General features: G+C 71.3%; 27 protein-coding genes and 1 pseudogene. 16 read left to right on the plus strand and 12 right to left on the minus strand.

Annotated features, from left to right (window positions below):
* Positions 1 to 8 precede the first annotated feature (8 nt).
* Together ACQPWW_RS21460 and ACQPWW_RS21465 are read right to left on the minus strand one after the other, a co-directional pair.
* Positions 9 to 1,448, minus strand: a complete 1,440-nt coding sequence (locus ACQPWW_RS21460; protein WP_433125020.1) for a glycoside hydrolase family 43 protein — start codon at positions 1,446 to 1,448, stop codon at positions 9 to 11.
* Between the two features lie 36 nt (positions 1,449 to 1,484).
* Complete coding sequence (locus tag ACQPWW_RS21465) at positions 1,485 to 3,020, minus strand: family 43 glycosylhydrolase (protein WP_433125022.1); 1,536 nt, start codon at positions 3,018 to 3,020, stop codon at positions 1,485 to 1,487.
* Between the two features lie 238 nt (positions 3,021 to 3,258).
* Between ACQPWW_RS21465 and ACQPWW_RS21470 the strand changes: the two genes are divergently transcribed.
* The 3 genes from ACQPWW_RS21470 to ACQPWW_RS21480 all read left to right on the plus strand — a co-directional run bounded on the left by ACQPWW_RS21470 (position 3,259) and on the right by ACQPWW_RS21480 (position 6,576).
* Positions 3,259 to 3,741: a hypothetical protein gene (locus tag ACQPWW_RS21470; RefSeq protein WP_433125024.1), complete on the plus strand. Its 483-nt coding sequence runs from the start codon at positions 3,259 to 3,261 to the stop codon at positions 3,739 to 3,741.
* A gap of 121 nt (positions 3,742 to 3,862) precedes the next feature.
* Positions 3,863 to 4,249 carry a hypothetical protein gene (locus tag ACQPWW_RS21475; RefSeq protein WP_433125025.1) on the plus strand — a complete coding sequence of 129 codons (387 nt, stop codon included), beginning with the start codon at positions 3,863 to 3,865 and terminating at the stop codon, positions 4,247 to 4,249.
* A complete protein-coding gene (locus ACQPWW_RS21480) occupies positions 4,246 to 6,576 on the plus strand; it encodes a tetratricopeptide repeat protein (RefSeq protein ID WP_433125027.1) in 2,331 nt (776 codons plus the stop codon). The genes ACQPWW_RS21475 and ACQPWW_RS21480 overlap by 4 nt, the downstream gene beginning before the upstream one ends.
* Before the next feature lie 59 nt (positions 6,577 to 6,635).
* Here ACQPWW_RS21480 and ACQPWW_RS21485 read toward each other — a convergent pair.
* The 4 genes and pseudogenes from ACQPWW_RS21485 to ACQPWW_RS21500 form a co-directional block, all read right to left on the minus strand.
* Positions 6,636 to 6,752, minus strand: a pseudogene (locus tag ACQPWW_RS21485) (ATP-binding protein); the annotation flags it as partial.
* Between the two features lie 61 nt (positions 6,753 to 6,813).
* Positions 6,814 to 7,209 (minus strand): hypothetical protein, encoded by a 396-nt coding sequence (locus ACQPWW_RS21490; protein WP_433125028.1) that lies wholly within the window; start codon positions 7,207 to 7,209, stop codon positions 6,814 to 6,816.
* A 94-nt stretch (positions 7,210 to 7,303) separates the two neighbouring features.
* On the minus strand, positions 7,304 to 8,179 hold the full coding sequence (locus ACQPWW_RS21495) for an endonuclease/exonuclease/phosphatase family protein (RefSeq protein ID WP_433125029.1): 876 nt from the start codon (positions 8,177 to 8,179) through the stop codon (positions 7,304 to 7,306).
* A 150-nt stretch (positions 8,180 to 8,329) separates the two neighbouring features.
* Positions 8,330 to 8,863 carry a mycothiol-dependent nitroreductase Rv2466c family protein gene (locus tag ACQPWW_RS21500; RefSeq protein WP_433134472.1) on the minus strand — a complete coding sequence of 178 codons (534 nt, stop codon included), beginning with the start codon at positions 8,861 to 8,863 and terminating at the stop codon, positions 8,330 to 8,332.
* Between the two features lie 204 nt (positions 8,864 to 9,067).
* Here ACQPWW_RS21500 and ACQPWW_RS21505 point away from each other — a divergent pair, with 204 nt between their 5' ends.
* Entirely contained in the window at positions 9,068 to 9,523 is a 456-nt protein-coding gene (locus tag ACQPWW_RS21505; RefSeq protein WP_433125031.1) for a MarR family winged helix-turn-helix transcriptional regulator, read from the plus strand.
* Positions 9,520 to 9,720, plus strand: coding sequence for a hypothetical protein (locus tag ACQPWW_RS21510; protein WP_433125033.1), 201 nt, complete (start codon positions 9,520 to 9,522; stop codon positions 9,718 to 9,720). The genes ACQPWW_RS21505 and ACQPWW_RS21510 overlap by 4 nt, the downstream gene beginning before the upstream one ends.
* A 50-nt stretch (positions 9,721 to 9,770) precedes the next feature.
* On the opposite strand, the gene ACQPWW_RS21515 is transcribed toward ACQPWW_RS21510, so the two are convergent.
* Positions 9,771 to 10,112 (minus strand): ArsR/SmtB family transcription factor, encoded by a 342-nt coding sequence (locus ACQPWW_RS21515; protein WP_433125035.1) that lies wholly within the window; start codon positions 10,110 to 10,112, stop codon positions 9,771 to 9,773.
* A 98-nt stretch (positions 10,113 to 10,210) separates the two neighbouring features.
* Between ACQPWW_RS21515 and ACQPWW_RS21520 the strand changes: the two genes are divergently transcribed.
* Together ACQPWW_RS21520 and ACQPWW_RS21525 are read left to right on the plus strand one after the other, a co-directional pair.
* Positions 10,211 to 11,248 (plus strand): NADPH:quinone reductase, encoded by a 1,038-nt coding sequence (locus ACQPWW_RS21520; protein WP_433125037.1) that lies wholly within the window; start codon positions 10,211 to 10,213, stop codon positions 11,246 to 11,248.
* A gap of 103 nt (positions 11,249 to 11,351) precedes the next feature.
* Positions 11,352 to 11,684: a hypothetical protein gene (locus ACQPWW_RS21525; RefSeq protein WP_433125038.1), complete on the plus strand. Its 333-nt coding sequence runs from the start codon at positions 11,352 to 11,354 to the stop codon at positions 11,682 to 11,684.
* 9 nt (positions 11,685 to 11,693) lie between these two features.
* Here the strand turns inward: ACQPWW_RS21525 and ACQPWW_RS21530 are convergent, their stop codons facing one another.
* Entirely contained in the window at positions 11,694 to 12,710 is a 1,017-nt protein-coding gene (locus tag ACQPWW_RS21530; RefSeq protein ID WP_433125040.1) for a sensor histidine kinase, read from the minus strand.
* Positions 12,703 to 13,398, minus strand: coding sequence for a response regulator transcription factor (locus tag ACQPWW_RS21535; RefSeq protein ID WP_433134474.1), 696 nt, complete (start codon positions 13,396 to 13,398; stop codon positions 12,703 to 12,705). Before ACQPWW_RS21535 ends, ACQPWW_RS21530 begins: the two co-directional genes overlap by 8 nt.
* 161 nt (positions 13,399 to 13,559) lie before the next feature.
* Here ACQPWW_RS21535 and ACQPWW_RS21540 point away from each other — a divergent pair, with 161 nt between their 5' ends.
* Complete coding sequence (locus tag ACQPWW_RS21540; RefSeq protein WP_433125042.1) at positions 13,560 to 14,639, plus strand: NAD-dependent epimerase/dehydratase family protein; 1,080 nt, start codon at positions 13,560 to 13,562, stop codon at positions 14,637 to 14,639.
* Here ACQPWW_RS21540 and ACQPWW_RS21545 read toward each other — a convergent pair.
* A complete protein-coding gene (locus tag ACQPWW_RS21545) occupies positions 14,611 to 15,966 on the minus strand; it encodes a hypothetical protein (RefSeq protein WP_433125044.1) in 1,356 nt (451 codons plus the stop codon). The genes ACQPWW_RS21540 and ACQPWW_RS21545 overlap by 29 nt on opposite strands.
* A 147-nt stretch (positions 15,967 to 16,113) precedes the next feature.
* Between ACQPWW_RS21545 and ACQPWW_RS21550 the strand changes: the two genes are divergently transcribed.
* The 7 genes from ACQPWW_RS21550 (at position 16,114) to ACQPWW_RS21580 (ending at position 21,254) form a co-directional block, all read left to right on the plus strand.
* Positions 16,114 to 16,791, plus strand: a complete 678-nt coding sequence (locus tag ACQPWW_RS21550; RefSeq protein WP_433125045.1) for a glycosyltransferase family 2 protein — start codon at positions 16,114 to 16,116, stop codon at positions 16,789 to 16,791.
* On the plus strand, positions 16,788 to 17,468 hold the full coding sequence (locus ACQPWW_RS21555; RefSeq protein ID WP_433125046.1) for a TIGR04282 family arsenosugar biosynthesis glycosyltransferase: 681 nt from the start codon (positions 16,788 to 16,790) through the stop codon (positions 17,466 to 17,468). The genes ACQPWW_RS21550 and ACQPWW_RS21555 overlap by 4 nt, the downstream gene beginning before the upstream one ends.
* Positions 17,465 to 18,178 carry a methyltransferase domain-containing protein gene (locus ACQPWW_RS21560; protein ID WP_433125048.1) on the plus strand — a complete coding sequence of 238 codons (714 nt, stop codon included), beginning with the start codon at positions 17,465 to 17,467 and terminating at the stop codon, positions 18,176 to 18,178. Before ACQPWW_RS21555 ends, ACQPWW_RS21560 begins: the two co-directional genes overlap by 4 nt.
* Positions 18,178 to 19,329, plus strand: coding sequence for a molybdopterin-dependent oxidoreductase (locus tag ACQPWW_RS21565; RefSeq protein WP_433125050.1), 1,152 nt, complete (start codon positions 18,178 to 18,180; stop codon positions 19,327 to 19,329). Before ACQPWW_RS21560 ends, ACQPWW_RS21565 begins: the two co-directional genes overlap by 1 nt.
* Positions 19,326 to 19,742, plus strand: coding sequence for a hypothetical protein (locus tag ACQPWW_RS21570; protein WP_433125052.1), 417 nt, complete (start codon positions 19,326 to 19,328; stop codon positions 19,740 to 19,742). Before ACQPWW_RS21565 ends, ACQPWW_RS21570 begins: the two co-directional genes overlap by 4 nt.
* A gap of 20 nt (positions 19,743 to 19,762) precedes the next feature.
* Positions 19,763 to 20,605 (plus strand): S-methyl-5'-thioadenosine phosphorylase, encoded by an 843-nt coding sequence (locus ACQPWW_RS21575; protein WP_433125053.1) that lies wholly within the window; start codon positions 19,763 to 19,765, stop codon positions 20,603 to 20,605.
* A gap of 94 nt (positions 20,606 to 20,699) precedes the next feature.
* Positions 20,700 to 21,254 carry a DM13 domain-containing protein gene (locus ACQPWW_RS21580; protein WP_433125054.1) on the plus strand — a complete coding sequence of 185 codons (555 nt, stop codon included), beginning with the start codon at positions 20,700 to 20,702 and terminating at the stop codon, positions 21,252 to 21,254.
* 21 nt (positions 21,255 to 21,275) lie between these two features.
* On the opposite strand, the gene ACQPWW_RS21585 is transcribed toward ACQPWW_RS21580, so the two are convergent.
* On the minus strand, positions 21,276 to 21,878 hold the full coding sequence (locus ACQPWW_RS21585) for a histidine phosphatase family protein (RefSeq protein WP_433125055.1): 603 nt from the start codon (positions 21,876 to 21,878) through the stop codon (positions 21,276 to 21,278).
* Between the two features lie 9 nt (positions 21,879 to 21,887).
* Positions 21,888 to 22,535, minus strand: a complete 648-nt coding sequence (locus ACQPWW_RS21590) for a transcriptional regulator (RefSeq protein ID WP_433125056.1) — start codon at positions 22,533 to 22,535, stop codon at positions 21,888 to 21,890.
* A 114-nt stretch (positions 22,536 to 22,649) separates the two neighbouring features.
* On the opposite strand from ACQPWW_RS21590, the gene ACQPWW_RS21595 reads away from it, so the two are divergent.
* Positions 22,650 to 23,780: a PEP/pyruvate-binding domain-containing protein gene (locus ACQPWW_RS21595; protein WP_433125058.1), complete on the plus strand. Its 1,131-nt coding sequence runs from the start codon at positions 22,650 to 22,652 to the stop codon at positions 23,778 to 23,780.
* Positions 23,781 to 23,965: the final 185 nt, after the last annotated feature.

Consider the following 23,965-nt stretch of genomic DNA (forward strand, 5'->3'; position numbering starts at 1 on the left):
CGGAGAGTTCAGCTGGTCACGCGGAAGGTGGCGTCGGCGCGGCTCTGCGCGTCGGTGACCGGGTCGAGCCGGAGCAGGTAGCTGTAGTGCCGGACGTAGCGGTCCGGGTGGCTGTAGGACTGGAACGACGTCCACGACGAGTCAGCCAGGCCGGCGACCCGCCGGAAGGTGGCGTCGGCCGCGAAGGTGGCAGTGCCGTCGTTGGCCTCCAGCCGGAAGTCGAACCCGTAGTGGCGCAGGTAGTAGCCCGGGTAGTTGACCGACTGGAGGGAGACCGTGCCGGAGCCGACCAGGCCGGGTACCAGTCGCCACTGGCCGTCCTGGGCCGGGCTGACGTTCGGGTCGATGCGGACGTCGTAGTCGTAGTGCCGCACGTACCGGTCCTGGAAGTTGTACGACTGGATCCGGTTGACAGCGGTGGCGGGCCAGCGGGCGAGCACCCGGTTCTGTTCGGCGGCGGTCAGGTTGAGGATCGTTCCGTGCCGCTTCTTGGTGCCACCCATCGCGTACGAGCCGGACGCCGGCAGCCGGTAGCTGCCCGGGCTCGACGGGTTGGTGGTCAGGACGGGCAGGTAGCCGCGCCCGGAGGCGTACTGGTCGAGGTAGAGCACCCACTCGTTGCGGGCGTTGAACCTCATCCACATCGGGCCCTCGACCTGGGAGCCGGTCAACCCGATGCCGGACAGGTTCCCGAGGCTGGTCCAGGTGCCGAGGATCGAGTTGCTGCCCTCGATGGCGATCTGGCCGTCCCGGGAGGCACGGACGTAGCGGTAGCCGCCGACGCCGGAGGGCACCTCGACGATCTGGGTGTCGATGATCTCCTGGCTGCCCGGTCGGTTGATGTAGACCTGCGGTGTGGTGACGCTGCGGAAGTTCGTCGTGCGCGCGGAGTAGATGCGGTGCTTCGTCGCGCCGTTGAGCGGGACGTTCGTCGCCCAGTAGAGGACGTAGTCGCCGGTGTCCGGGTTCCAGATCGCCTCCGGCGCCCAGGCGTTGCGTCCGTCCGGGATCGCGCCGGCGACGTTCAGCAACCACGGCGCGGACCAGTTGACCAGGTCGGTGGACTCCCACACGACGAGGTTGCGGCTGCCGTTGTTGATCGCGGTCGACCAGTCCTGGCCGCAGGCGATGCACAGGTCCGTGGCGATGATCCAGTACCGGTCACCGTTCGGCGAGCGGACCAGTGCGGGGTCGCGGACGCCGCGGGTGCCGACGGTGGAGCGCAGGACGAGCCCACCGTTGTTGAGGTCGGTCCAGCGCAGGCCGTCGGTGCTGTGGGCGAGGTAGATCTGCTGGTCGGTGGACGACTCACCGGTGAAGTGCGCCATCAGGTAGCCGACGGTCGGGTCGATCGCCGCGGCCTCCTTCGGTGTCGCCCCCGACCAGGTGGTGAACAGCAGGCAGGCGGCCACCGCAACCGCGCCGAGCCGCGCGAGGACTCTCGACATGGGTCTTTCTCCTTCGCGGAGGGGCATCCGGGTCAGCTAGAGCGTCGGTACGACGGGACGGATGGTGGCGTCGGTGTTGAACTCCATCCGGTCGATGGCGGTCTCCCGGTTGGTGCCGTTGCCGGCCGGCACGGCGAACCGGTGGTAGGCGATGTACCAGGTGTCGCTGCCGGGCGCCCGAACCACGGAGTGGTGGCCGGTGCCCTTGATGCCGACCTCGAGTCGCTTCTGCAACACGACACCGCGCCTGGTCCACGGGCCGAGGGGCGACGGACCGGTGGCGTACGCGACCCGGTAGTCCTCACTGCGCGTGTCGTTCTCCGACCACATGAAGTAGTACTGGCCGTTGCGCTTGAAGACGAACGGCGCCTCGTTGTACCCGGAGGGCGTGCTGACCCGCACCTGCGCGGCGTCGAAGGAGATCATGTCGCTGTTCAGTCGCACGGCCCGCGCGACGCCCTGCCCCCAGTACAGGTAGGACTGCCCGTCGTCGTCGGTGAACACCATCGGGTCGATCGCCTGCCCACCGGAGAACTGGTCGCTGCGGACGAGCGGCCGGCCCAGCGCGTCGCGGAACGGCCCGGTGGGGCTGTCGGCCACTGCCACACCGAGTTGTTTGGCGGTGTTGCCGCTGGCCGCGCCACCGCTGAAGTACAGGTAGTAGCGGCCGTTGGCGCTGGCCACCGCGGGCGCCCAGGCCGAGTTGTCCGCCCAGGACACGTCCGGGCCGTGGTCGAGGATCACCCCGTGGTCGGTCCAGTTGACCAGGTCGGTGGAGGAGAACGCCTTGTAGTAGGTGCCGGCCCAGCTCGCGTAGCCGTCCGTTGTCGGGTACAGGTAGTAGCGCCCGTTGAACACGGCGAGGTGCGGGTCGGCGAAGAGGCCCGGAAGCACCGGACCCTTTGTGGTCTTGGGCGCCCACGGCGCGACGAGGCGGAAAGAGCTGTCCGCCCGGAACGCGGCAGTGTCCTGGTAGGCGTCGAGCCACAGCGCGAAGTCGCGGTGCCGGATCCGCCGGTTCGGATAGTTGTACGAGGCCAGCGCCACCGATCCGGAGACCGAGCCGTCGACCGCGCAGAAGGTGGCGTCGGCCCGGAACCCCGCGTCACCGGCGTTGCTGTCGATCCGGAGCCGGTAGTCGCGGTGCCGCAGGAACAGGCCCGTCTTGGTCTGGAACGAGTAGCAGGCGGGCGATGCCAGACCGTTGACCGCGGTGAAGGTGGCGTCGAGCTTGACCTGGTTGGCGCTGCTGGCGGTCACCGGGTCGAGCTGCCCGAGATAGTCGATGTGCCGCACGTACCGTCCGGTCTGGTTGACCGCCTCCAGCGAGACGGCGCCGGTCGGCAGCGTGGCGGCCTGCGCCGGCCCGTCGGCGACCACCAGGACAGCCGCGGCGGCCACGGCGGAGAGCGCGAGAATCCGGATGCCGACGTACCCGTTGGTCCCGTAGCGCAGCCGCCACCGGCTGTCCGCCCTGCCCGTGTCGGCCCAGCGTGGGGTGGCCGCGCCGTCCGGTGACGACGCCGGCCCGGTGGTCGATGCCGCTGGTGTTCGCCTTGGAACCACGGTCACGACTCCCCTTCCGGAATGTTAGCGTTAACAAGATCAACACTTGCGTGGCTCGGGGTCTTCGTGGGTTTGGCCGGCGGGCAACGTGCCGCACGCGTCGCCACGCGGTACAGGCACAATGTGTTCTGCTCGTTAAGTTCGCGTTGCGTGACAGTGTTAGCGATCGCATCTGTGAGTGTCAAGGATCGACGGCTCTCGTTCGCCTTGATCCCGCCACCACGGCCGGCGCTATCGTTCGGACATGGTGCTCACGTCATCCGATGCCATCGGGGCCGCCTTCCTCGCGGACGAGCCAGCCGACGGCGTCGACCTCAGCCTGTTCGGACAGTTCACGGGCTCCTGGGCACTGGACTGCACCGAGTACGACCCCGACGGGTCCTCGGCCGTTCGACGAGGCGAGTGGCATTTCGGGTACGCGTTGGGCGGCCGGGCCACCACCGACATCTGGATCCTGCCCGGCGTCGAACACGGCGTCAGCGTGCGATTCCCCGATCCCACAGCCGGTGCGGAGGTCTGGCGCTCGACGTGGGTGGGACCGGGACGGCATCGGACACACACCTTCCTGGCAGCACGCGTCGGCGACCAGATCGTGCTCGACGGCGACGACCTCCGCTGGACCTTCTCCGACATTCAGGCAGACGAGTTCCGCTGGCGCAACGAGGCACGACAGCCCGATGGCACGTGGCGACTCGACCAGACGTTCCGGGTGTGGCGGCAGACCTGATCTCCGCACCCGGAGCCCGTTCCGCCGCAGGCCGGGGTCACCACGCCGGCGCGCGGAGGTTGGCGAGTGTTCGTAGACTGACCAGCAGTAACCAGCGATGTCGATCGTTATGGGTGGAGGCATGGTGCCTCGTCGTGGGCCAGGGTGGCTGTGGGCCGGGCGTGTCACGTTCGGTGTGATCGTCGCTGGGTTGGTGGCGTACCTGGTGGCGGTGGGTGTGGACAAGGCCGACAAGCTGGCCAGTGCCATCAGCGTGGTGGTGGCGCTCGTCGCGGTGGCCGCGCCGTACCTGCTGCCCGCCGCTGGATCAGGGGGTGCGTCGATGGTGGAGCCGGACCGGGTCGAGGACACGGGCGCGGCCCGCGCCACCGGCGGCGGGCAGGCGAACACGGGAGCGGACGTGGTCGGCACGGACCGTCCGGTGCAGGTCACCCGTTCCGGGGAGGCGACAGCGGATGGTCCGGGATCCGTGGCCAACACCGGTGTTCAGCGCCGGCCACGGCCGTGACCTCACCGCTTGATCCGCCCGCCGCGGCCACGGTCACCGAATCCGGTGCCGCGACGGCCGACCGGGCTGGTGTCGCCAACACCGGCGTCATCCACGGCGATGTCCGGCCCGAGTTCCACGAACATCGCCACTACCCGCCCACGGCGGTGACGTGGCCGGTCCAGGTAGGGCAGCCGCCGGCGTTGGCCTCGGCGTTCCAACCCCGGCGGGCGGTGCGGGAGAGGATCCAGGACGCGCGTGACCACGGGGCCGACGTGGTGTTGACCCAACACGACGTTCGGCCGGCCCGGACGCGTACCAGGGTCCTCGCCGGTGAGGGTGGGGTCGGCAAGTCGCAGTTGGCTGCGTGGTTCGCCCACCAGGCCCAGGAGGAGCGGACCGCGGATCTGGTGGTGTGGGTGCCCGCAGGCAGCCCCGAGCAGATCATCACCGGCTACGCGCGGGCGGCGCTGCGCGTCGGCGCACCGGGAGCCGACGGCACGGAACCGGCCGCCGACGCCACCGCCTTCTGCGAGTGGCTGTACACCACCGACCGGACCTGGCTGATCGTCCTGGACGACATCACGGACCCGGCCGACCTGGTCGGCTGGTGGCCGCCGCACCGACCGACCGGGTGGACGCTCGCGACGACCCGCCGCCGCGACGCGGCCCTGTCCACCGGCGGCCGCCAGAGCATCGACATCGGCGTGTACAGCCCGAGCGAGTCGCTGGCGTATCTGACCGACCGGCTCACCGACGCCGGGTGTCCCGGCCTGCTCGGCGCGAGCGCGTGCGACCTGGCCGCAGCCGTCGGGCACCTGCCCCTGGCGTTGTCCCACGCCACCGCCTACATGATCGACCAGGCGGTCGGGTGCGCGGACTATCTGGCCCGCTACGCCGCCGCCCGGATGGCAGAGGTGATGCCCGCCGGCAGCGACCCCGACGGCTACGGCCGGCCGGTGACTGTCACACTCCTGCTCGCCCTGGACGCCGCCGACCAGGCCAACCCGGTCGGGCTGGCCCGCCCGGCCCTGGCGCTGGCGGCGCTGCTCAGCCCCGACGGCCACCCCGACGAACTGTGGACGACCGCCGCGGTCACCGGCTACCTGTCCGACCAGGTCGGCCGGCCCGTCAGCGCCGACCAGTCCGGCATGGCCCTGCGGACGCTGCACCGGTACGGCCTGCTGACCCACACCCCCGCTAACGGTCCCCGCGCCGTGCGGGTCCACGCGCTTACCGCCCGCGCCAGCCGGGAAGTCAGCACGATCGACCCGGCCATCGTCGCCCACGCCGCCGCCGCGGCGCTGTTGCGGCTGTGGCCGGAACAAGACCACGCCATCACCGAGCTGGTCGACGCACTGCGTGCCAACACCAGCACCCTGGCCGGCCTCGCCGGTGACGTGCTGTGGCATCCCGAGGGGCATCCATTGCTGTACCGGGCCGGCGCCAGCCTCCTGCGGTCCGGGCTGTATACCCTCGCCGTCGACTACTGGCACCGCATCGTCGACGACGCGGTGCGGGTGCTGGGCGACGAACACCCCGACACGATCATCGCCCGGACCAACCTGGGCACCTCCTACCGCCAAGCAGGCCGCACCGGCGAGTCCATCACCATCCAAGAAGAGGTCGTCAACGACGCGGCGCGGGTAATGGGCGACGAACACCCATACACGATCAACGCCCGCGCCCACCTGGCCACCTCCTACCGCCAAGCAGGCCGCACCGACGAGGCCATCACCATCCAAGAAAAGGTCATCAACGACGCAGCACGGGTAATGGGCGACGAACACCCACACACGATCAACGCCCGCGCCAACGTGGCCGCCTGCTACCACCAGGCAGGCCGCACCGACGAGGCCATCACCATCGAGGAAGAGGTGCTCAACGACGCAGCACGGGTAATGGGCGACGAACACCCACACACGATCAACGCCCGCGCCAACCTGGCCACCTCCTACCGCCAAGCAGGCCGCACCGACGAGGCCATCACCATCCAAGAAAAGGTCGTCAACGACGCAGCACGGGTGATGGGCGAAGAACACCCACACACAATCATCGCCCGGGCCAACCTGGCCTCCTCCTACTGGCAAGCAGGCCGCACTGACGAGGCCATCACCATCGAGGAAAAGGTGCTCAACGACGCAGCACGGGTGATGGGCGAAGAACACCCACACACGATCATCGCCCGGGCCAACCTGGCCTCCTCCTACCGTCAGGCAGGCCGCACCGACGAGGCCATCCCCGTCATGGAGAAGGCGGTCAACGATGCGGTGCGGGTGCTGGGTGACGAACACCCGAACACCTTGACAGTGGTTGCCACAATGCGGGCCTGGAGGGACGAGGCTTAGTTCGATCTCGCGGGCGTGAGCCGTGACGTCGACAGGTGTCGACCCGAGCGATCGTGGCGTCAGGCGGTGGCGAGTCGGACCAGGAACTGGCAACCCTCCGGGGTGTTGTGCACCTCGACCCGACCGCCGTGCGCCTCCACCAGGCCATGGACGATGGCCAGGCCAAGCCCACCGGCAGCAACGCCCAGACCGACCGACTCGACCTGGCGGTCGTGAAGCACACCCGCTGCCACCCCGCTAGCCCGCGATACCGCGGAACGGCCGCCCTTCCTCGATGGTCGGCAAGGCCGCGATTCTGGCAGTCCAGCGGTCGATGTAGATGGCCAACCCGTCGGCGTTACGCGCCATGCTCAACCAGTCCCAGGCAACGTCGCGGATCTCCCGTTGGGCGATCAACTCGGCACCGTCGCCGTAGTCGAACGGGAAGCCGTCGACAATGTCTGACAGGTCGGCGTAGATGGGGTACAGCTTGTCGACACTCCGCACGAACACCTCGGGGTGCAGCTCGATCAATGCGCCCTTCAACTCCTCGATCACCGTCACCGGATCCTCTGCGCCCTTCAGCACCCGGTACATGTGCCCGTCGATGAGGTCGATCACGGCAGGCAGCGAAGAGGGCGCGGTGTCGGTCACGCTCGCATTGTCATCTGCCGTGCCACCCGTGTGGCATCTGCCCTCGGCGGCACAGAACGCTCCGGAAACTCGTGGCCGGCCGAAGGCGGGCGCCTCAGTTCTGGATGGAGAACATGGCTACGACACCGTTGTGGTCGGACGTGGTGCCACCGACGATGTCGTAGTCGGTCATCCACATCAGCTGGTATTCGGGCAGCCGCTTCCAGAAGTAGACGTAGTCGATGTGCCGGTTGCCGTGCGTCCCGGTGCCCTTCTCGCCGTAGAGGTTGTAGTTGGAGCGCAGGTTCGGCAGCTCGTTGGCCTCGAAGACCTGCCACGGGAACTTCGCGTACCCGTAGCTCCGGTCGGCGCTGAAGTCGACGTTGAGGTCCCCGCTCACGATCACCTGACCCTCGTCCTGCTTGTCGACCGCCAGGTCCTTGAGGCCCTGGAACTGCGCCTCGGCGCACCTGGTGCGCGGCAGGTCCTCGGGCCGGCCAGCGCTCTCGATGCCGGCCACCGCGTGGGCGTTGATGTGGGTCACGACGCGGCCGGTGGCCTTGTGCCGGTACGTGACCCAGTTGTTGTACCGCGCGGGCGGCACCTCGCCCGGGCCATTGGTGTCACAGACAAAGACGGAACCCTTGTCGAGCACCTCGAACATGCTCTTCTTGGCGATCAACGCCTCGCCAGCCTGGTTGGTCCCGCCCGGCGCGTACAACCACCAGCCGTTGTCGGCGGCCCAGCTCGTCAGGAACGCCTTGCGCGCACCGACCTCGTTGAGACCGACGAGGTCCGCCCTGGACGCGATCAGGTTCAGGTCGTGCACGAAATCGGCCTGACTCAGCCCGTAGTAGATGTTCAGCGTGGCCGCCTTGAAGCCCGCGCTCGCGGCAGCCGCCGGGGCCGCCGGCAGCAGGGCCGCCACCAGCGCGACAGCGCCCGCAAGGGCGCCCAGGGTGCGGGCCGACCAGTCCGTTGTCCTGCGCATGGATGCCCCTCCGCACAAGCCGCCGTCGGTGGCGGACAACGCACCCTATCGATTCGGGTCGACGCGACAACGAACGTCCGGTGACGAAGGGTCGACGGGCCTGAGTCGACAGGTGCCGGGTCACCGGCGCCCCCGGCGGTCGTGGTGGAGCTACGCGAACGTGAGGCCGTCGGACCTGGCGCGTTTGAGCTCGGAGAACGCCCGGCAGCCGGCGAGCAGACGGACGCCGTCGAAGACCCGCACAGCCTCCTCCCCCCGAGGGATCGCGTTCAGTACGGGACCGAAGAAGGCCACGTCGTCGACGACGACCGTCGGGGTACCGAGGTCCTCGCCCACCAGTTGCTGCGCGCGGGCGGTGCTGGCCCGCATCTGTGGGTCGACGTCGCTCCGATGGGCGGCGTCGGCCAGGTCGACGGGGAGGCCGGCCTCGGCCAGTGCCAGCGGGACGACGGTGTCGAAGTCCCTGTCGCCGGCGTCGTGGATCCGGCGGCCGAGCGCCGGGTACAGCCGGGCGAGGGCGGCGGAGCCGTGTTGCGCGGCCGCCGCCACGCACACCCGGGCCGGCCCCCACGCCCGGTCGTTGAATTCGCGGTACCAGGGCTCCAGGTCGCGGTGCTCGTTGATCACCGCGAGGCTCATCACCTCGAACCGCAGAGCGAGCGGCCGCATCGTCGCGACCTCCATGAGCCACCGGGAGGTGATCCAGGCGAACGGGCAGGACGGATCCACGTACGCCGTGACCACCGGAGTTGACGTACGAATCGATTTGTCTTCCACGGAAGGCAAGTTATCTTCCTTGGAAGGTAAGATGCAACAGTGAATGACGACCGGATCAGCGAAATCGTCGGCCAGTGGGGCCGAGAGCGACCAGACCTCGACCCCACTCCGTTGCTGATCATCGGCCGCATCCAACAGCTGGCCGCCGCACTCGAAGTGGCCCTGCGGCCGCCGTTCGCCGCAGCGGGCCTCGGCAACGGCGACTTCGACGTGCTCGCGGCGCTGCGCCGCGAGGGCCAGCCCTACACCCTCACCGCGGGCCAGTTGAGTCACCGGATGCTCGTGACCACCGGCGCGGTGACCAAACGGGTGGACCGACTGATCGCCCGCGGCCTGGTGTCCCGCTCGGTCTCCGCAGCCGACGCGCGCGGCAGAGTGGTTGGGCTGACTCCGGCCGGCGTGACGTTGACCGACCGGCTCATCGAGGAACATCTGGCCAACGAGGCGGCCATCCTCCATGGCCTCACCGACAGCGACCGCAGAACCCTTGAGCGCCTGCTCGCGGCGATGAATCGGACCCTGGACTCCGGAGATTCCGGACCTGGGGATGGGGGTCCGACCGGATGATGGCCTCGGTCGTGATCGGCCAGTTCGCCGAATACCATGCCGCCGTGGACGACACCACCGGCGGCGTACGCATCAGACGCGCCGGCCCGGCCGACGCGCCTGCCGTACTGGACATGCGCCCCCAGCCATCGCACGCGACCGGCTCCAGGACGCCCGACAACGCTCACCGGATCCTCGTCGCTGCTGGAGCCGCATGACGGAGAGGTCACCAGCCTCGTCGAGCTGACCGGAATACTGGTGCTACCCGCTAAGAGCGCTCTGCGGCGGCACCGGCAGGGGCATGCTCGCGGAGCATGGTCAGCAGCCCCGGAAAGCGTTGTTCCACGTCGTCGTAGCGGAGGGTGAGCAGCCGGCGGATGCCGTCGACTCGCGTGCGGATCAGGCCGGCTTCGCGCAGCACCTTGATGTGGTGCGACACCGTCGACTTGCCAATGGTGACGCCGGCCTCCCTGAGGATGTCGCTGCCGCATGTCCAGTCCCCGGCGGCGTCGAGGGCGCGCACGAGCGTGAGCCGTACCGGGTCGGCGAGCGCGCTGAGCACGACGTCGATCGTCACGGTCTCGATTGCGGGTTCGATCACCTCGGTCACGAGACGAAGCCTAGCCAGATCTTGCGGAGAGTACGACTCTCGTCGTACTGTTCGATCCTGCTCGAACGGTACGACGCAGATCGAACATTGGACGGATCATGAAGGCAATCATCTACCGCGACAACGGCGGCCCCGACGTTCTCCAGTTCGTCGAGCGTGACCGACCCGCGCCCGCACCCGGTGAAGTCCGCGTCCGGGTCGCCGTGTCCGGGGTCAACCCGACCGACTGGCAGGCCCGCTCCGGCACCGCCCACCGCAAACTGTTCCCCGAGATCACCCCGCACCTCGACGGCGCCGGCGTGGTCGACGCCGTCGGTGCCGGGGTCGACCCCGGCCGGGTCGGTCAGCGCGTCTGGCTGTTCATGGCCGCCGCCGGGCGGCCCACCGGCACCGCCGCCGAGTTCACAGTCGTACCCGCCGACCAGGCCGTGCCGCTGCCGGACGAGGCCGGTTTCGACGTCGGCGCCTCACTCGGCGTTCCCGCGCTCACCGCACACCGCGCCCTCACCGTCGCCGAGGACGGGCCACGCCGCCTGCGCCCCGGCGTACTCGACGGCAAGGTGGTGCTCGCCGCCGGCGGAGCCGGCGCGGTCGGGCACGCGGTGATCCAGCTCGCCCGATGGGCCGGCGCCACCGTGATCGCCACCGTCAGCGGACCGGAGAAGGCGAAGCTGGCCGCCGCGGCCGGAGCCCACCACACCGTCACCTACCGCGAGGGCGACCCAGCCGCCGCCATCCGTGCCATCGCCCCGGACGGCGTCGACATCGTCGCCGAGGTGGCGTTGGGCGCGAACCTGGCTCTGGACCTGGCCGTGCTGCGCACCCGCGGCACCATCGCCACGTACGCCAACGTGGGCGGACAGCCGGTCGCGCTGAACGTGGGCCAGCACATGGTGCTGAACACCCGCCTGCAGTTCCTGGTGCTCTACACGGCCGGCCCGCACGCCCGCGCCGCAGCCGTCGAGGACGTCGCCGCCGCGATCCGGGACGGCGCCCTACCGGTGGGCGAGGAACACGGCCTGCCACTGCTCCGCTTCCCGCTGCACCGCACCGCCGACGCTCATCGAGCGGTGGAAGCCGGCGCGGTCGGCAAGGTGCTTGTGGACGTCGCAGATACGACGATGTTCTCCTGGTAGCCGCTCTTGTCCGGGCCGGGTTCGCCTGCGTGGTCAGATCCGGCAAACAGTGTGGTCCGGCGAGGCTGGCAGCGGCGAGCGCATGAACGCCTCCGGTCGCAGTGTGGACCAGTTCCTACGGGCGTGGCGGCAGGTCGCCCGGCCGCTGTCGGGTCGGGTCGACGAGCACGCCTACTTCGGCATTGACGCACCCCGTGCGGCCGGACGTGTGCGAGCCACGGGCATCCGCTGGTACAACTTCGACCCCAAGGCGTATCTGGAATGCGGGATGGCCGGGGCACTGGGCGGCTGGAGCGAGGACGACGGCCTGCGGATGCCGGTTCCTGGCCCCGCCGTGCCGTTGGTGGACGAGCCGGAGCCAGGCGATCACGCAATCGATTCCCTCGGCTGGGACGATCTGGCGCAGCTTGCCCAGTGTGGGCAGGAGTACGAGTAGCAGACCGCGTCAGGCGGTGGCGAGCCGGACCATGAACTGGCAACCCTCCGGGGTGTTGCGCACCTCGACCCGACCGCCGTGCGCCTCCACCAGGCCGTGGACGATGGCCAGGCCGAGCCCGCCGGACGCCCCGCCGTCACCGGGGCCGGGCGTACGGGCCGGTTCGCCACGGAACGCGATGTCGAACAGCCGGGGTAGGTCGGCCGGGGGGATGCCGCCGCAGGTGTCGGCGACCGACAGCCAGGCGTGGTCCTCCTCGTGGCCGGCTTCGATGCGTACGGTGCCGTCCTCGGGGGTGTAGCGCACGGCGTTGAGCAGCAGGTTGGCGACGACCCGAGCCAGCTCCGGTTCGCTCGCGGCGACCGTCGGCCAGCCCGACTCGCTGGCGATCAGCTTGATCCGGCGGGCCTCGGCCAACGGGGTGGTGCTGGCCAGCGCGTCGGACACCACCTCGCCGAGCGGCACCGCCGTCAGCGACAACCGCAGCGCTCCCGCGTTGATTCGGGACAGCTCGAAGAGGTCGTCGACGAGTCGGGTCATCCGGTCGGTCTCCAGCCGGATCCGGCGGTGGTACTCCTCGACAGTGTCCGGATCGCGGACCACCCGGTCCTCCAGCGCCTCCGCCATGGCCCGCAGCCCGGCGAGCGGGGTACGCAGGTCGTGGGAGACCCACGCGACAAGGTCCCGTCGGCCCTTCTCCAGTTGCCGTTCCCGTTCCCGGGCCTGGTCGCGCCAGACCGCCGCGCGGGCCAGTCGACGGCCGAAGTGCCCGCCGACGGCGAGGCTGACCACCGCTGCCGCCGAGACGGTGATCAGCACCACCTCGAGGTCGTGGGCGGAGAGGAACATCGCCTCCGCGACCGCCAGCACCCCGACGGCGACGGCGACCACAGTGGTGGCGAGCAGCACGCTCAGGTGCACGGTGATCGAGCTGCGCCGGAGCGCGCGCAGCAGCAGCGCGCCGGCGAGCCCGACGCCCAGTGCCGCGCCGAGGGCGATCGCGAAGATCAGCAGCAGGTCAGGCATCGGCTGGCTCGTACCGGTAGCCGACGCCCCAGACGGTCACGATCCGCTGCGGATCGGCCGGTTTGTCCTCGATCTTCTCGCGCAGTCGGCGTACGTGCACGGTCACCGTGGAGTGGTCCCCGAAGTTCCAGCCCCAGACCTGCTCCAGGAGTTCGGCCCGGCTGAACACCCGGGACGGATGCCGCATGAGGTGGACGAGCAGGTCGAATTCGCGCAGCGTCAGCGCCAGGTCGGCACCGGCGAGGCGGGCGGTCCGGGAGGTGGTGTGCAGCACCAGGCTGCCGTCGGTGATCGCCTCGGGCCGCTCGGGTGGCGGCCCGCTGGCGGCGCGACGGAGCACCGAACGGACCCGGAGCACCAGTTCCCGGGGGGAGAAGGGCTTCGTCAGGTAGTCGTCCGCGCCGAGTTGCAGCCCGAGGATCCGGTCGGACTCGTCACCCCGCGCGGTCAGCATGATGATCGGGATGCCGTCGGGCCGGGCCCGCAACTCCCGGCACACCTGCAGGCCGTTGATCCGGGGCAGCATCAGGTCGAGCACGACCAGGTGCGGTGCCTGGCGAGCCACCGCCGCCAGCGCCTCCGCCCCGTCCCCGGCGTGGCTGACCTGGAAGCCGTCGTGTTCGAGGTATCGACAGATGACGTCGCTGACGGTCTGGTCGTCGTCGACCACCAGCACCCGCTGTGTCACGAACGTCCCCCGTTCCGGCCCGTCGACCTGTCCCCCGGCCTGTCCATCCGCCCAGCGTAGCCAGGCGCCGGGCACCGACCGCACCGGCGAAACCTAACGAGGTTCTTACGGCCGCGCGAGCTGGCCGCTGCCGGCGTACGCCGGGTCATACGGTGACCGGAATGCGGATACTTGTCACCGGTGCTGCCGGGTTCATCGGCTCCCACGTCGCCGACCTGCTCGACGAGGACGGGCACGAGGTGGTGGCCGTCGACGCGCTCCTACCGGAGGCGCACGGCGCGACGCCGCCGCCCTGGGCGCAGCGGCACGACCTCGTGGTCGGCGACGTGCGCGACGGCGAGCTGCTGACCCGGCTGCTCGCCGGGGTCGACGCGGTCTGCCACCAGGCGGCCATGGTCGGCCACGGCGTCGACCCGGCCGACGCCCCTCGGTACGCGGCGCACAACGACCTCGGCACTGCCACCCTGCTCGCCGCGATGCACGCCACCGGCGTACGCCGCCTGGTGCTGGCCAGCTCGATGGTGGTCTACGGCGAGGGCCGCTACCACTGCCCGGACCACGGGATCGTCCGGCCGGCCGGCCGCCGCGCCGCCGACCTGGCCGCGGGCCGGTACGAGCCGACCTGCCCCCACTGTGACAAGGCGCTCTCCCCCGGTCTCGTGCCCGAGGACGCGCCGCTGGAGCCGCACAGCACGTACGCCGCCACCAAGCTGGCCCAGGAACACCTCGCCGGCGCCTGGGCCCGGCAGTCCGGCGGATCGGTCTGGGCGCTGCGGTACCACAACGTCTACGGGCCGCGGATGCCCCGCGACACCCCGTACGCCGGGGTGGCGTCGATCTTCCGGTCGGCCCTGGCCGCCGGGCAACCGCCCCGGGTCCTGGAGGACGGCCGGCAGCGGCGCGACTTCGTGCACGTGAGCGACATCGCGGCGGCCAACGTGCTGGCCCTCACGACCCCGGCCCCGGAGCCCCTGGTGCCGGTGAACGTCTGCTCGGGTGAACCGCACACCGTCGGCGAGTTGGCCCAGGAGCTGGCTGCGGCGATGGGCGGGCCGGCACCGGTCACGGTCGGCGGCGGGCGGGTGGCGGACGTCCGGCACGTGGTGGCCGATCCGGCCCGCGCCGCCGGGCTGCTGGGTTTCACCGCCCGAGTCGGCTTCGCCGCCGGCATCGCGGACTTCACCACCGCGGTGATGCGGGAGCCGGCCTCGGTCAGGACACCGTCCACAGTAGGTGGTTGACGGCGAGGGCCGTGCCGGCCTGGGCCGCCAGCCACCACCGTCGGTGTCGGTCGGGCAGGTGCGCGGTGGCGACCAGCAGCCAGACCGCGAACGGTAGCCAGATCCGCTCCACCTCGGCCTTGCTGAGCCCGGACAGGTCCGCCGCGAGCACTGCCACCGCAGCCGCGACGGGCAACCACACAGTGGGTCCGGCGCTGGCGATCCGCTGCCGGAGGGCCGTCGCGAGCGGTGGTCGGATCGGTACGGCGGCCACCGCCCGCCGCAGCGCCGGCCCGACCACCGGCCCGGCCGAGAGCAGCAGGGCGGCAAGGTTCGCCCAGACCCAGTAGCCGTACGGGCGTTCCGCCGCCCAGCCCTGGTAGTAGCGACGTTCCACCAGGTGGTAGCCGTCCAGCCACCAGAAGCCGGCGAGGCTGAACCAGACGACAACGGCGGCGACGGCCGTCGCCGCGACCAGGAGCACGCCGAGGCGATCCCGTGCCCGCAGCAGCACCACTGTCACCGCGAGGATCCCGACCAGGACGAACCCGTACGACAGGTAGAGGGCGAAGCCGAGCAGCAGCCCGCCGAGTACGGCCCTGGGCCGGCCACCCACCGCCAGCAGCGCCAGCCCGGCGGCGATCACCGCGGCGAACATGCCGTCCGCGGACGCGCCCACCCAGACCGCACCCGGGAACAGGACCAGGAACGGCAACACCGCCCGAGCCGCGCCCTCGGCGCCGAGCGCCCGCAACGTCACAGGCACCGACACGCAGACCGTGGCGCCGAGCACCACACACGCGAGACCGGCGGCCGTCCCGCCACCCAGGCCGATCCGTTCCAGCCAGACGAAGAACAGCAGCGCTCCCGGTGGATGACCGGCGGTGTGGGTGGACCACGAGTCGGGCTGGAAGTCGAGGATCCGGTCGGCGAAACCGGACAGCATGGCGCCGACATCCGTCACCCGGGGCACCTCGTGCAGGTACTCGGCCTGCACGGTGAGCCGCTCGGTCAACCCGGCGGACCACCCGTCCACCAGGGCCAGCGACAGCGTCCAGAGCACCGCGGCGAGGTAGCCGACGACCAGCAGCCGTGACCACCGCGCGTCGGCGGCCCAGCGCGCGCCCCGCCAGACGATCAGCGCCGCGACGAGAAGCGCGGCGGGAGTGCCGGGGCCCAGATGCGGCTGCCACTCGGCGTAGAGCGGGGCGGCGTCGGCATGCAGCCGCACGCCCCGATGGTTGAGCAGCGCGCCGACGGTGACGGCGGCGGCGAGCAGTGCCACCTCGGCGCCGAGGACGGTCAGGTCGGCGGACCGGGGTCGTCCCGGCCGGGTCATCATGGTCATGGTGACGGCCGACGATACGACCTCCGACCAGGGATTCGACAGCGCACCGGTGGGACGTCAGGGACTCGTAAGATCCCTTGCCGCGTAAGCGATTCGTAAGGACACACAGCGGTCCGGACGGCCCGTGGCGGGCCTAGCGTCGCCGGTATGCACACAACGATCGACGTGGTGCTGCCGTGTCTGGACGAGGCGGCCGCACTGCCTGTCGTACTGAGCGGGCTGCCACCCGGCTACCGGGCCATCGTTGTCGACAACGGCTCCACCGACGGCTCGCCGGCCGTCGCCGCCGAGTACGGGGCCCGGGTCGTCCACGAGCCGAGGCGCGGATACGGCGCCGCCGTACACGCCGGTCTGCTGGCGGCGGACGCGGAGCTGGTCTGCGTCCTTGACGCGGACGGCTCGTTCGATCCGGCCGAGCTGCCCAGGCTCGTCGCGGCGCTGCTCGACGGGCGGGCGGATCTCGCCGTCGGACGGCGTCGGCCGGTCTCGGCGGACGCCTGGCCGTGGCACGCCCGGATGGGAAACGCGCTGGTCGCCGCGCTGCTGCGGCGTCGCGGTGTGCCGGTGTACGACATCAGCCCGATCCGGGTGGCCCGGCACGCGGCGCTGCTGGGCCTCGGCGTTCAGGACCGCGCGTTCGGTTATCCCCTGGAGTTGCTGCTGCGCGCCTCCGCGGCGGGCTGGCGGATTCTCGAGCTGGACGTCGCGTACGCGCCCCGGGCCGCCGGCACCAGGTCGAAGGTCTCCGGGTCGGTGCGGGGCACGGTGCGGGCGACCCGGGACTTCGCCGCAGTGTTGCGCGCCGGGGTCGGTGGTGGACGGTGAACGTCCTGCTCGTGGTCGCCAAGGCGCCGGTCGCCGGGCTGGCCAAGACGCGCCTCTGTCCACCGGCGCACCCCGCCCAGGCGGCCCGGGTCGCCGCGGCGGCGCTGTTGGACACCCTCGCGGCGGTACGCGCGACCGCGGCGACCATTCCCGTGCTGGCCCACACGGGCCGGTTCGCCGATGCCGAGTACCGCGCGGAGCTGACCACCGCGCTGGCGGGCTGGCACCTTCTTCCTCAGCGCGGCGACACGTTCGCCGACCGCCTCGCGAACGCGCACGCCGACACCGCAGCGGCCTTCCCCGGCCGACCGGTGCTGCAGATCGGCATGGACACGCCGCAGGTCCGGCCGGCCCTGCTCACCATCGCGCTGGAGTTGCTCACCGCACACGGGGCGGTGTTCGGGCCGGCGCTCGACGGCGGCTGGTGGGCCCTCGGGTTACGCGACCCGGCGTACGCGGGCGCGTTACGCGACGTGCCCATGTCGACCGACGACACCGGTCGCCGCACCCTCGCCGCTCTGCGGGAGCACGGCGTACGCCCGGCGATCCTGCCGGCGCAACGGGATGTCGACGACTGGCCCAGCGCGCTGGCGGTCGCGGCCGACCTGCCCGGCACCCGGTTCGCGGCTGCCGTGGAGTCGGTGGGTGGGCACCTGGTGAGCGGACGCCGCCGGTGACATCGACGATCAGTCTCGACGGTTTCGCTGTGGTGCTGGGCGGACTCGACGGGTGGCCCGCCGGCCGGGACGCCCGCGGTACGCCGGTCGCCCCGCTGCCTCCGGCCGAACCCGAGCACTGGCTGGTGCACACCGACGGGCGACGCGACCTGTTGCCGGTACGGCGCTGGCACGGCCCACCCGAGCCGGCGATCGAGTCCATCGCCGCGCGCTGCGACGGGCCGACGATCGATCTCGGCTGCGGCCCCGGCCGGCTGACCAGGGCGCTCGCCCAGCGCGGTCTCGTCGCGCTGGGGGTGGACATCTCCGCCGAGGCGGTCCGGCTGACCCAGGGCCGGGGTGTGGTCGCCCTGCGACGCGACGTCTTCGACCCACTTCCCGGCGAGGGGAGGTGGGCGCACGCCCTGCTCGTCGACGGCAACATCGGCATCGGCGGTGACCCGGTCCGGCTGCTGCGCCGGTGCGGCGCCCTGCTCGCGGTCGACGGCACGCTGCTTGTCGAGGTGGAACCCCCGGGAGCCGGGCTGTGGCAGGGACAGGCGTACGTGCTGTCCGGGCCGACCGGCGACGAGGGTCGCCGGGGGCCCGCGTTTCCCTGGGCGCGGGTCGGGGCTGACGTGGTGGCCGGTACCGCCGCCGCTGCCGGCCTACGCGTCGCACGCCAACTCCGGTTCGGTAACCGCTGGTTCGCCGAGCTGGTGCGCCAGTGATGCGCCGGCCCCGCGTCCCCGCCCCGGAGGACTTCACCGCGCCGTCGCACTCCCCGCTGGTCGCCGCCCGGCTCGGCCTCTGGTTGGGGGTGGCGTTCGGGCTGTGTTTCGGCACCGGGCTGCTCAGCCACTACATCCAGCACCCGCCGGGTTGGTTCACCTGGCCGACCCGACCGGTCAACCTCTACCGGATCACCCAGGGTGTCCACGTGCTCTCCGGCGTCGCGGCGATCCCGTTGCTGCTTGCCAAACTGTGGAGCGTCTACCCCCGGCTGTTCGTCCGTCCGCCAGTGCGCCAGCCGATCCGGTTGCCCGCCCACGCCCTCGAACGGATCTCCGTCCTGGTCCTGGTCTGTGCCGCGTTCTTCGAACTGGTCACCGGCCTGTTCAACGTCGCACAGTCGTACCCGTGGGGATTCTTCTTCCCGACGGCGCACTACGCGGTCGCCTGGCTGGCGGTGGGCGCGTTGCTGCTGCACGTCGCGGTGAAGCTGCCGGTCGCCCGCACGGCGCTGGGCACGTCGCTGCGACGGAGAGGCGGTGCGGCCGGGCCGGAGGATCGGGACTCGGCCGGACGGCGCGCGTTCCTGCGTACCTCGGCGGGCGTCGCCGGCATCGCCGTGCTGGCCACCGCCGGGATCACCGTCCCGTGGTTGCGTCGGGTGTCCCCGCTGGCGTGGCGGTCCGCGTCCGGACCGCAGGGCGTACCGATCAACCGGACGGCAGCCGCCGCGCGCGTCGCCGTTCCACCGGACTGGCGGCTGGAAATTGTCTGGCCGGGCGGGCGGTACGCCCTGACCCTTGCCGACCTGGCGGCCCTGCCGCAACGCACAGCGGAACTGCCGATCGCCTGCGTGGAGGGCTGGAGCGCCTCGGCCCACTGGACCGGGGTGCCCGTCGCCCAGCTACTCCGGCGGGCCGGCGCACCCACCGACCGAGCGGTTCGCGTAACCTCCCTGGAGACCGAGGGCCTGTACGCCGCGAGCACCCTCCCCGCGGCCCACGCCAGCGACCCGCTGACCCTGCTCGCACTGCGGATCAACGGCGAGGAGCTGTCTCCGGACCACGGGTACCCCTGCCGTCTCATCGCGCCGAGCCGGCCGGGCGTCCTCCAGACCAAGTGGGTGACCCGGTTGGAGGTGTTGCGGTGAGAACCGTCCGACTGCTTCTGCTCGTGCTCGGCGTCGCCGCGGCGGCGTACGGCGGGTGGCTGCTCCTCCCCCAGCTGGGCACCACACTGCCGTGGCTGCTCGGCGGTCCGCTGCTGCACGACGTCCTGGTGGCACCGCTGGTCGGACTGGTCGGGCTGGCGCTGGGCCGACTGGTGACGAACCGGCTGCGCCTGGCCTGGATCAGCGCGGGCCTGCTGGCCAGCGCCACGTTGCTGCTGATCGCGGTGCCACTGCTGTGGCGACCGCCGTCGGCACCGCCGAACCCCGGCCTACCGGACCGCGACTACCCGCTGGGGCTCACCGCCGGGCTCGCCGTCGTCTGGGCCGTCATCGTGCTCGTGCTGGTCGTCGCCGCCATCGTCGGCCGGACGCGCGGCACGGACCGTTCCTGAGTTTGCGAGGAGAAGCGCACATGTCAGCAGGTAAGGCCTCCCCGCCGATCGGCGTGATCGGCGGATCCGGCTTCTACGAGTTCCTCGACGACGTCAGCGAGGTCACCGTCGACACACCGTACGGACCGCCGAGCGACTCGCTGTCCGTCGGGAGCGTCGCCGGGCGACCTGTGGTGTTCCTTCCCCGCCACGGACGGCGGCACGCCCTCCCCCCGCACCGCATCAACTACCGGGCCAACCTGTGGGCGCTGCGCACTGTCGGCGTCCGCCAGGTGCTCGCGCCGGGGGCCGTGGGCGGCCTGCGACCGGAGCTGGGTCCCGGCGCCCTCGTCGTACCGGACCAGTTGGTCGACCGGACCAACGGCCGCGAGCAGACCTACTACGACGGGCAGCCCCGCACGGACGGGCAAGTTCCCGGGGTCGTCCACGTTCCGTTCGCCGACCCCTACTGTCCGGTCGGGCGCGCCACGGTCCTCGACGTCGCCCGCACCGCCGGTTGGCGGCCGGTCGACGGCGGCACCATGGTCGTCATCGAGGGGCCGCGCTTCTCCACCCGTGCCGAGTCACGGTGGTACGGCCAGCAGGGCTGGTCGGTCGTCGGCATGACCGGTCACCCCGAAGCCGTGCTGGCCCGCGAACTGGCACTGTGTTACACCGCGCTGTCGCTGGTGACCGACCTCGACTCGGGCGTCGAGGTCGGTCACGGCGTCACCCAGCAGGAGGTGTTCACCGTCTTCGCGCGAAACGTCGATCGCCTGCGCGTCCTGCTCGGTGACGCGGTGGGGGCGTTGCCACCGGACCAGAGCGATTGCCCGTGCGGACAGGCGCTGGCCGGTACGCGGACCGGCATCACGCTCCCCTGACCGCCAGGCCCGGGGCATCGACGGCGGCCGGCCGTAAGGGTTCCGCAAGGGTTCGTGACCAGTTCGACGGCTGCCGCGGCCGTACGCTGCGGGGGTGGGAAAAAGGATCCTCCGGTCGCCGGTGACCTGGGCCGGTGTCGCCTGCGCTGTCGTCGTGGCGGCCCTGGCCCTCTACTGGTTCCAGCCGTGGAAGCTGTTCACCGACACCTACGTCGACGAGGCGGTTCCCCCGGTCGGGACGACATCGGCCGCCCCTGCTCCGGCGTCCGCGACCCCGTCAGCCACGCCGGCGGAGGACGAGATCCTGACTGCCGGCACGTTCGTCACCCACGAGCACACGACGACCGGCAGCGCCGAGATTCACCGGCTCGCCGACGGACGCCACCGGCTCGTCCTTCGCAACCTCAAGACGTCGGACGGCCCGGACCTGCGGGTGTGGCTGACCGACAGGCCGGTCACCCGGGGCACTGCCGGCTGGCGGGTGTTCGACGACGGCGAATGGGTCGAGCTGGCCCGACTCAAGGGCAATCGGGGCAACCAGGTGTACGAGCTGCCCCCATCGGTTGACCCCGGCGACTTCCGGAGCGTCTCCATCTGGTGCAAGCGGTTCTCGGTCTCCTTCGGCGCGGCCGAGCTGAAGAGCGGCTGAGCGGCTGAGCGGGCCGACTCCTCAGGGGCGTTCGGCCGAGCGGAATCCCGTCCACCGCAGGTCACCCGACAGGTGGCTCTGGTCGTTGAACATCACGAGCGTGGGCGACAGGCCGACCCGGTATTCGATCACGGTGAGCCCGGTGTTCGCGCTGTCCAGGCCGAGCCACCCGGTGGGCGGGGCCGCCAGCGCGTGCCGCACCAGCCACGCGATCGGGTACGCGTGCGTGACGAGCACCTCGTGCGAGTCCGGCTCGGTGCGCTCCGGGGCGGTGGTGAACCGTGCCACAAGGGCTTGCGCGATGCGGGCGCCGGCCGCCGCCTCGGCCTCGTCGTAGCCGTCGAAGAAGCCGGCCCAGGAGCGGGGCATCTCGTCCGCGTTCGGCACGTACGGCACGTGGTCGACGAGTTCGGCCGCCTCGGCGACCGGCACGTCCGGCAGGTGTTTGGCGATTTCGTGCGCGCTCGCAGCGGCACGCGGCAGCACCGAGTGCCACACCGCGTCGATCGGCAGCCGGGCGAGCCGTCGACCGAGCAGGTCAGCCTGCTGGTGTCCCACCTCGGTGAGTTCACCGAAGGCGTCCGCCGCGCCGTGTCGCGCCAGGTAGAGATGTCGGACAGCCACGGCGGAGACCTACCGGCTGCCCGGTTCGGCGGCGCCGCGAGCGATCCCGAGCGTCGACAGGAGATCTTCGTGCAGCTCCATCCACACCGCGTGACACGACGCGACCCCCACCCCGGTCACCCAGCGCCCGTCGCCCGCGCGAGCCCGCGCGAGCGCCGCGTCGAACCGATCCGCGTAACCGTCGAACCGGCTCAGCGCGCTCGCCAGTACGCCGGTCAGCCGGGTCAGTTCCGCGCCGATCGCGGTGAGCTCGTCAAGCACCCGGCCGTCCCACTGCGGATCGCTGTGGTCGTTGGACGTCAACCGGTCACCCTCGACCGGCCGCAACTGCCAGTCGGTGCAGGCCCGGACCAGTCGTCCGTTGAGGGTCTCGAACTCCTTGTGGGCCTGCTCGACGGTGGACCGCGCGCCAGTCTGGTCCAGTTCCTCGCCCAGCTTCCGGGAGTCCTGCTCACGGCCGCGCTCGGTGAGCGTCCACCCGCTGGTGCCGGCGAACTCGACGTGTGTCACCCACCCGTACGCCTCGAAGTCCCCCAGCAACTCGGAGGTCGTGTCCAGGTCGATGCCCGTGCGGCCGGAGACCGCCGCGTCGCTGGCCAGCCCGGTCACCCGCACGGCGTGCAGAACCGACAGTTCCGGTGCTGAGGCATGCGTCATGGCAGTCAGCATTCAGATTCCCGCACCGGACGTCAACGCGGCGCACACTCCGTGCACGTCGGGAATCTCCGCATTCGCGCACGGATAGGCTCCACGGAAGCCGAAGGGGGCCCGTTGCTTATCGACCTGACCGACGCCGAACCCGCGACGTCCGGCGGCAAGGCCGCCGCGCTCGCCCGGCTTCTCCGCGCGGGTCTGCCGGTTGCACCCGGGTTCGTGGTGCCGACGACCGCCTACCGGAGGACCGACGACGGCCTTCCCGCGGGGCTGATCGACGAGATCGCTCGGGCGCTGCCGCGGATCGGCGACGGCCACGTCGCCGTGCGGTCGTCGGCGACCAGCGAGGACACCACCGAGGCCACCGCCGCCGGGCAGCACGACACGTTTCTGGGCGTGCGCGGCACCGATCAGGTGGCTGACGCCGTCCGCAGGTGCTGGTTGTCACTGTGGTCCGCGCGCGCCGTGGAATATCGGCGTCGGCGGGGAGACACCCGGTCGCCGTCGATCGCCGTGCTTGTGCAACGCCTGGTGGACGCGGACGTCGCCGGGGTGATGTTCACCGGCGACGACACCCGCGTCGAGGCGTCCTGGGGGTTGGGTGAGAGCGTGGTCAGCGGCCACGTCACCCCGGACTCGTGGACGCTGACCGGCGGCCAGATCACCGGTCGGTCGCTCGGCACGAAGAAGACCCGGGTCGACCGCACGATCACCCGCGAGGTGGGACGGGCCGACCGGGAGCGCTTCTGCCTCACCGATGACGAGCTCACCCGACTCGCGCAGCTCGGTCGCCAGGCAGCCGACCTGCTGGGCGGCCCGCAGGATGTCGAGTGGGCGATCGCCGGCTCCCGGATCTGGCTCCTCCAGTCGCGCCCGGTCACCAGCGCCCTCCCTCCCGCGCCCACGGCCGGCGGCGACGGCAGCGCGGCCCTCACCGGTACGCCCGGCAGCCCCGGTCGCGCCACCGGGCCGGCGCGCGTGGTGCGTGGTCCCGCCGACTTCGCTCGGGTCCGGCCCGGTGACGTCCTCGTGTGCCGCACCACGGATCCGGCCTGGACCCCACTGTTCGGCGTGGTCGCCGCGGTCGTCACCGAGATCGGCGGCCTGCTCTCGCACGCCGCGATCGTCGCCCGCGAGCAGGGCCTCCCGGCCGTCCTGGCGGTCCCGCGCGCGACGACAGCCCTGCCCGACGGCGCGTCGGTCGAGGTGGACGGGAGCGCCGGCCGGGTCGTACCCCTGGGTCCCTGATCCGTCGCAGGTCGGGTGACGTCACGCCGGCGGTCTCGCTCGTCGGCGCCCTCATGATCGCAGACTAGGTCGACGGACTTGACGACGACGGAATCCGTCGACGGCTGGCCGGCGGCTTCGTTCAGTGCTCGTCAAGTGGCCGAACCTACGCTGGCTCGGAGTCACGATCGAGAACGATTATCGAG

It is taken from the genome of Micromonospora sp. CA-240977, from assembly GCF_050942285.1.
Classification (GTDB): Bacteria; Actinomycetota; Actinomycetes; order Mycobacteriales; family Micromonosporaceae; genus Micromonospora.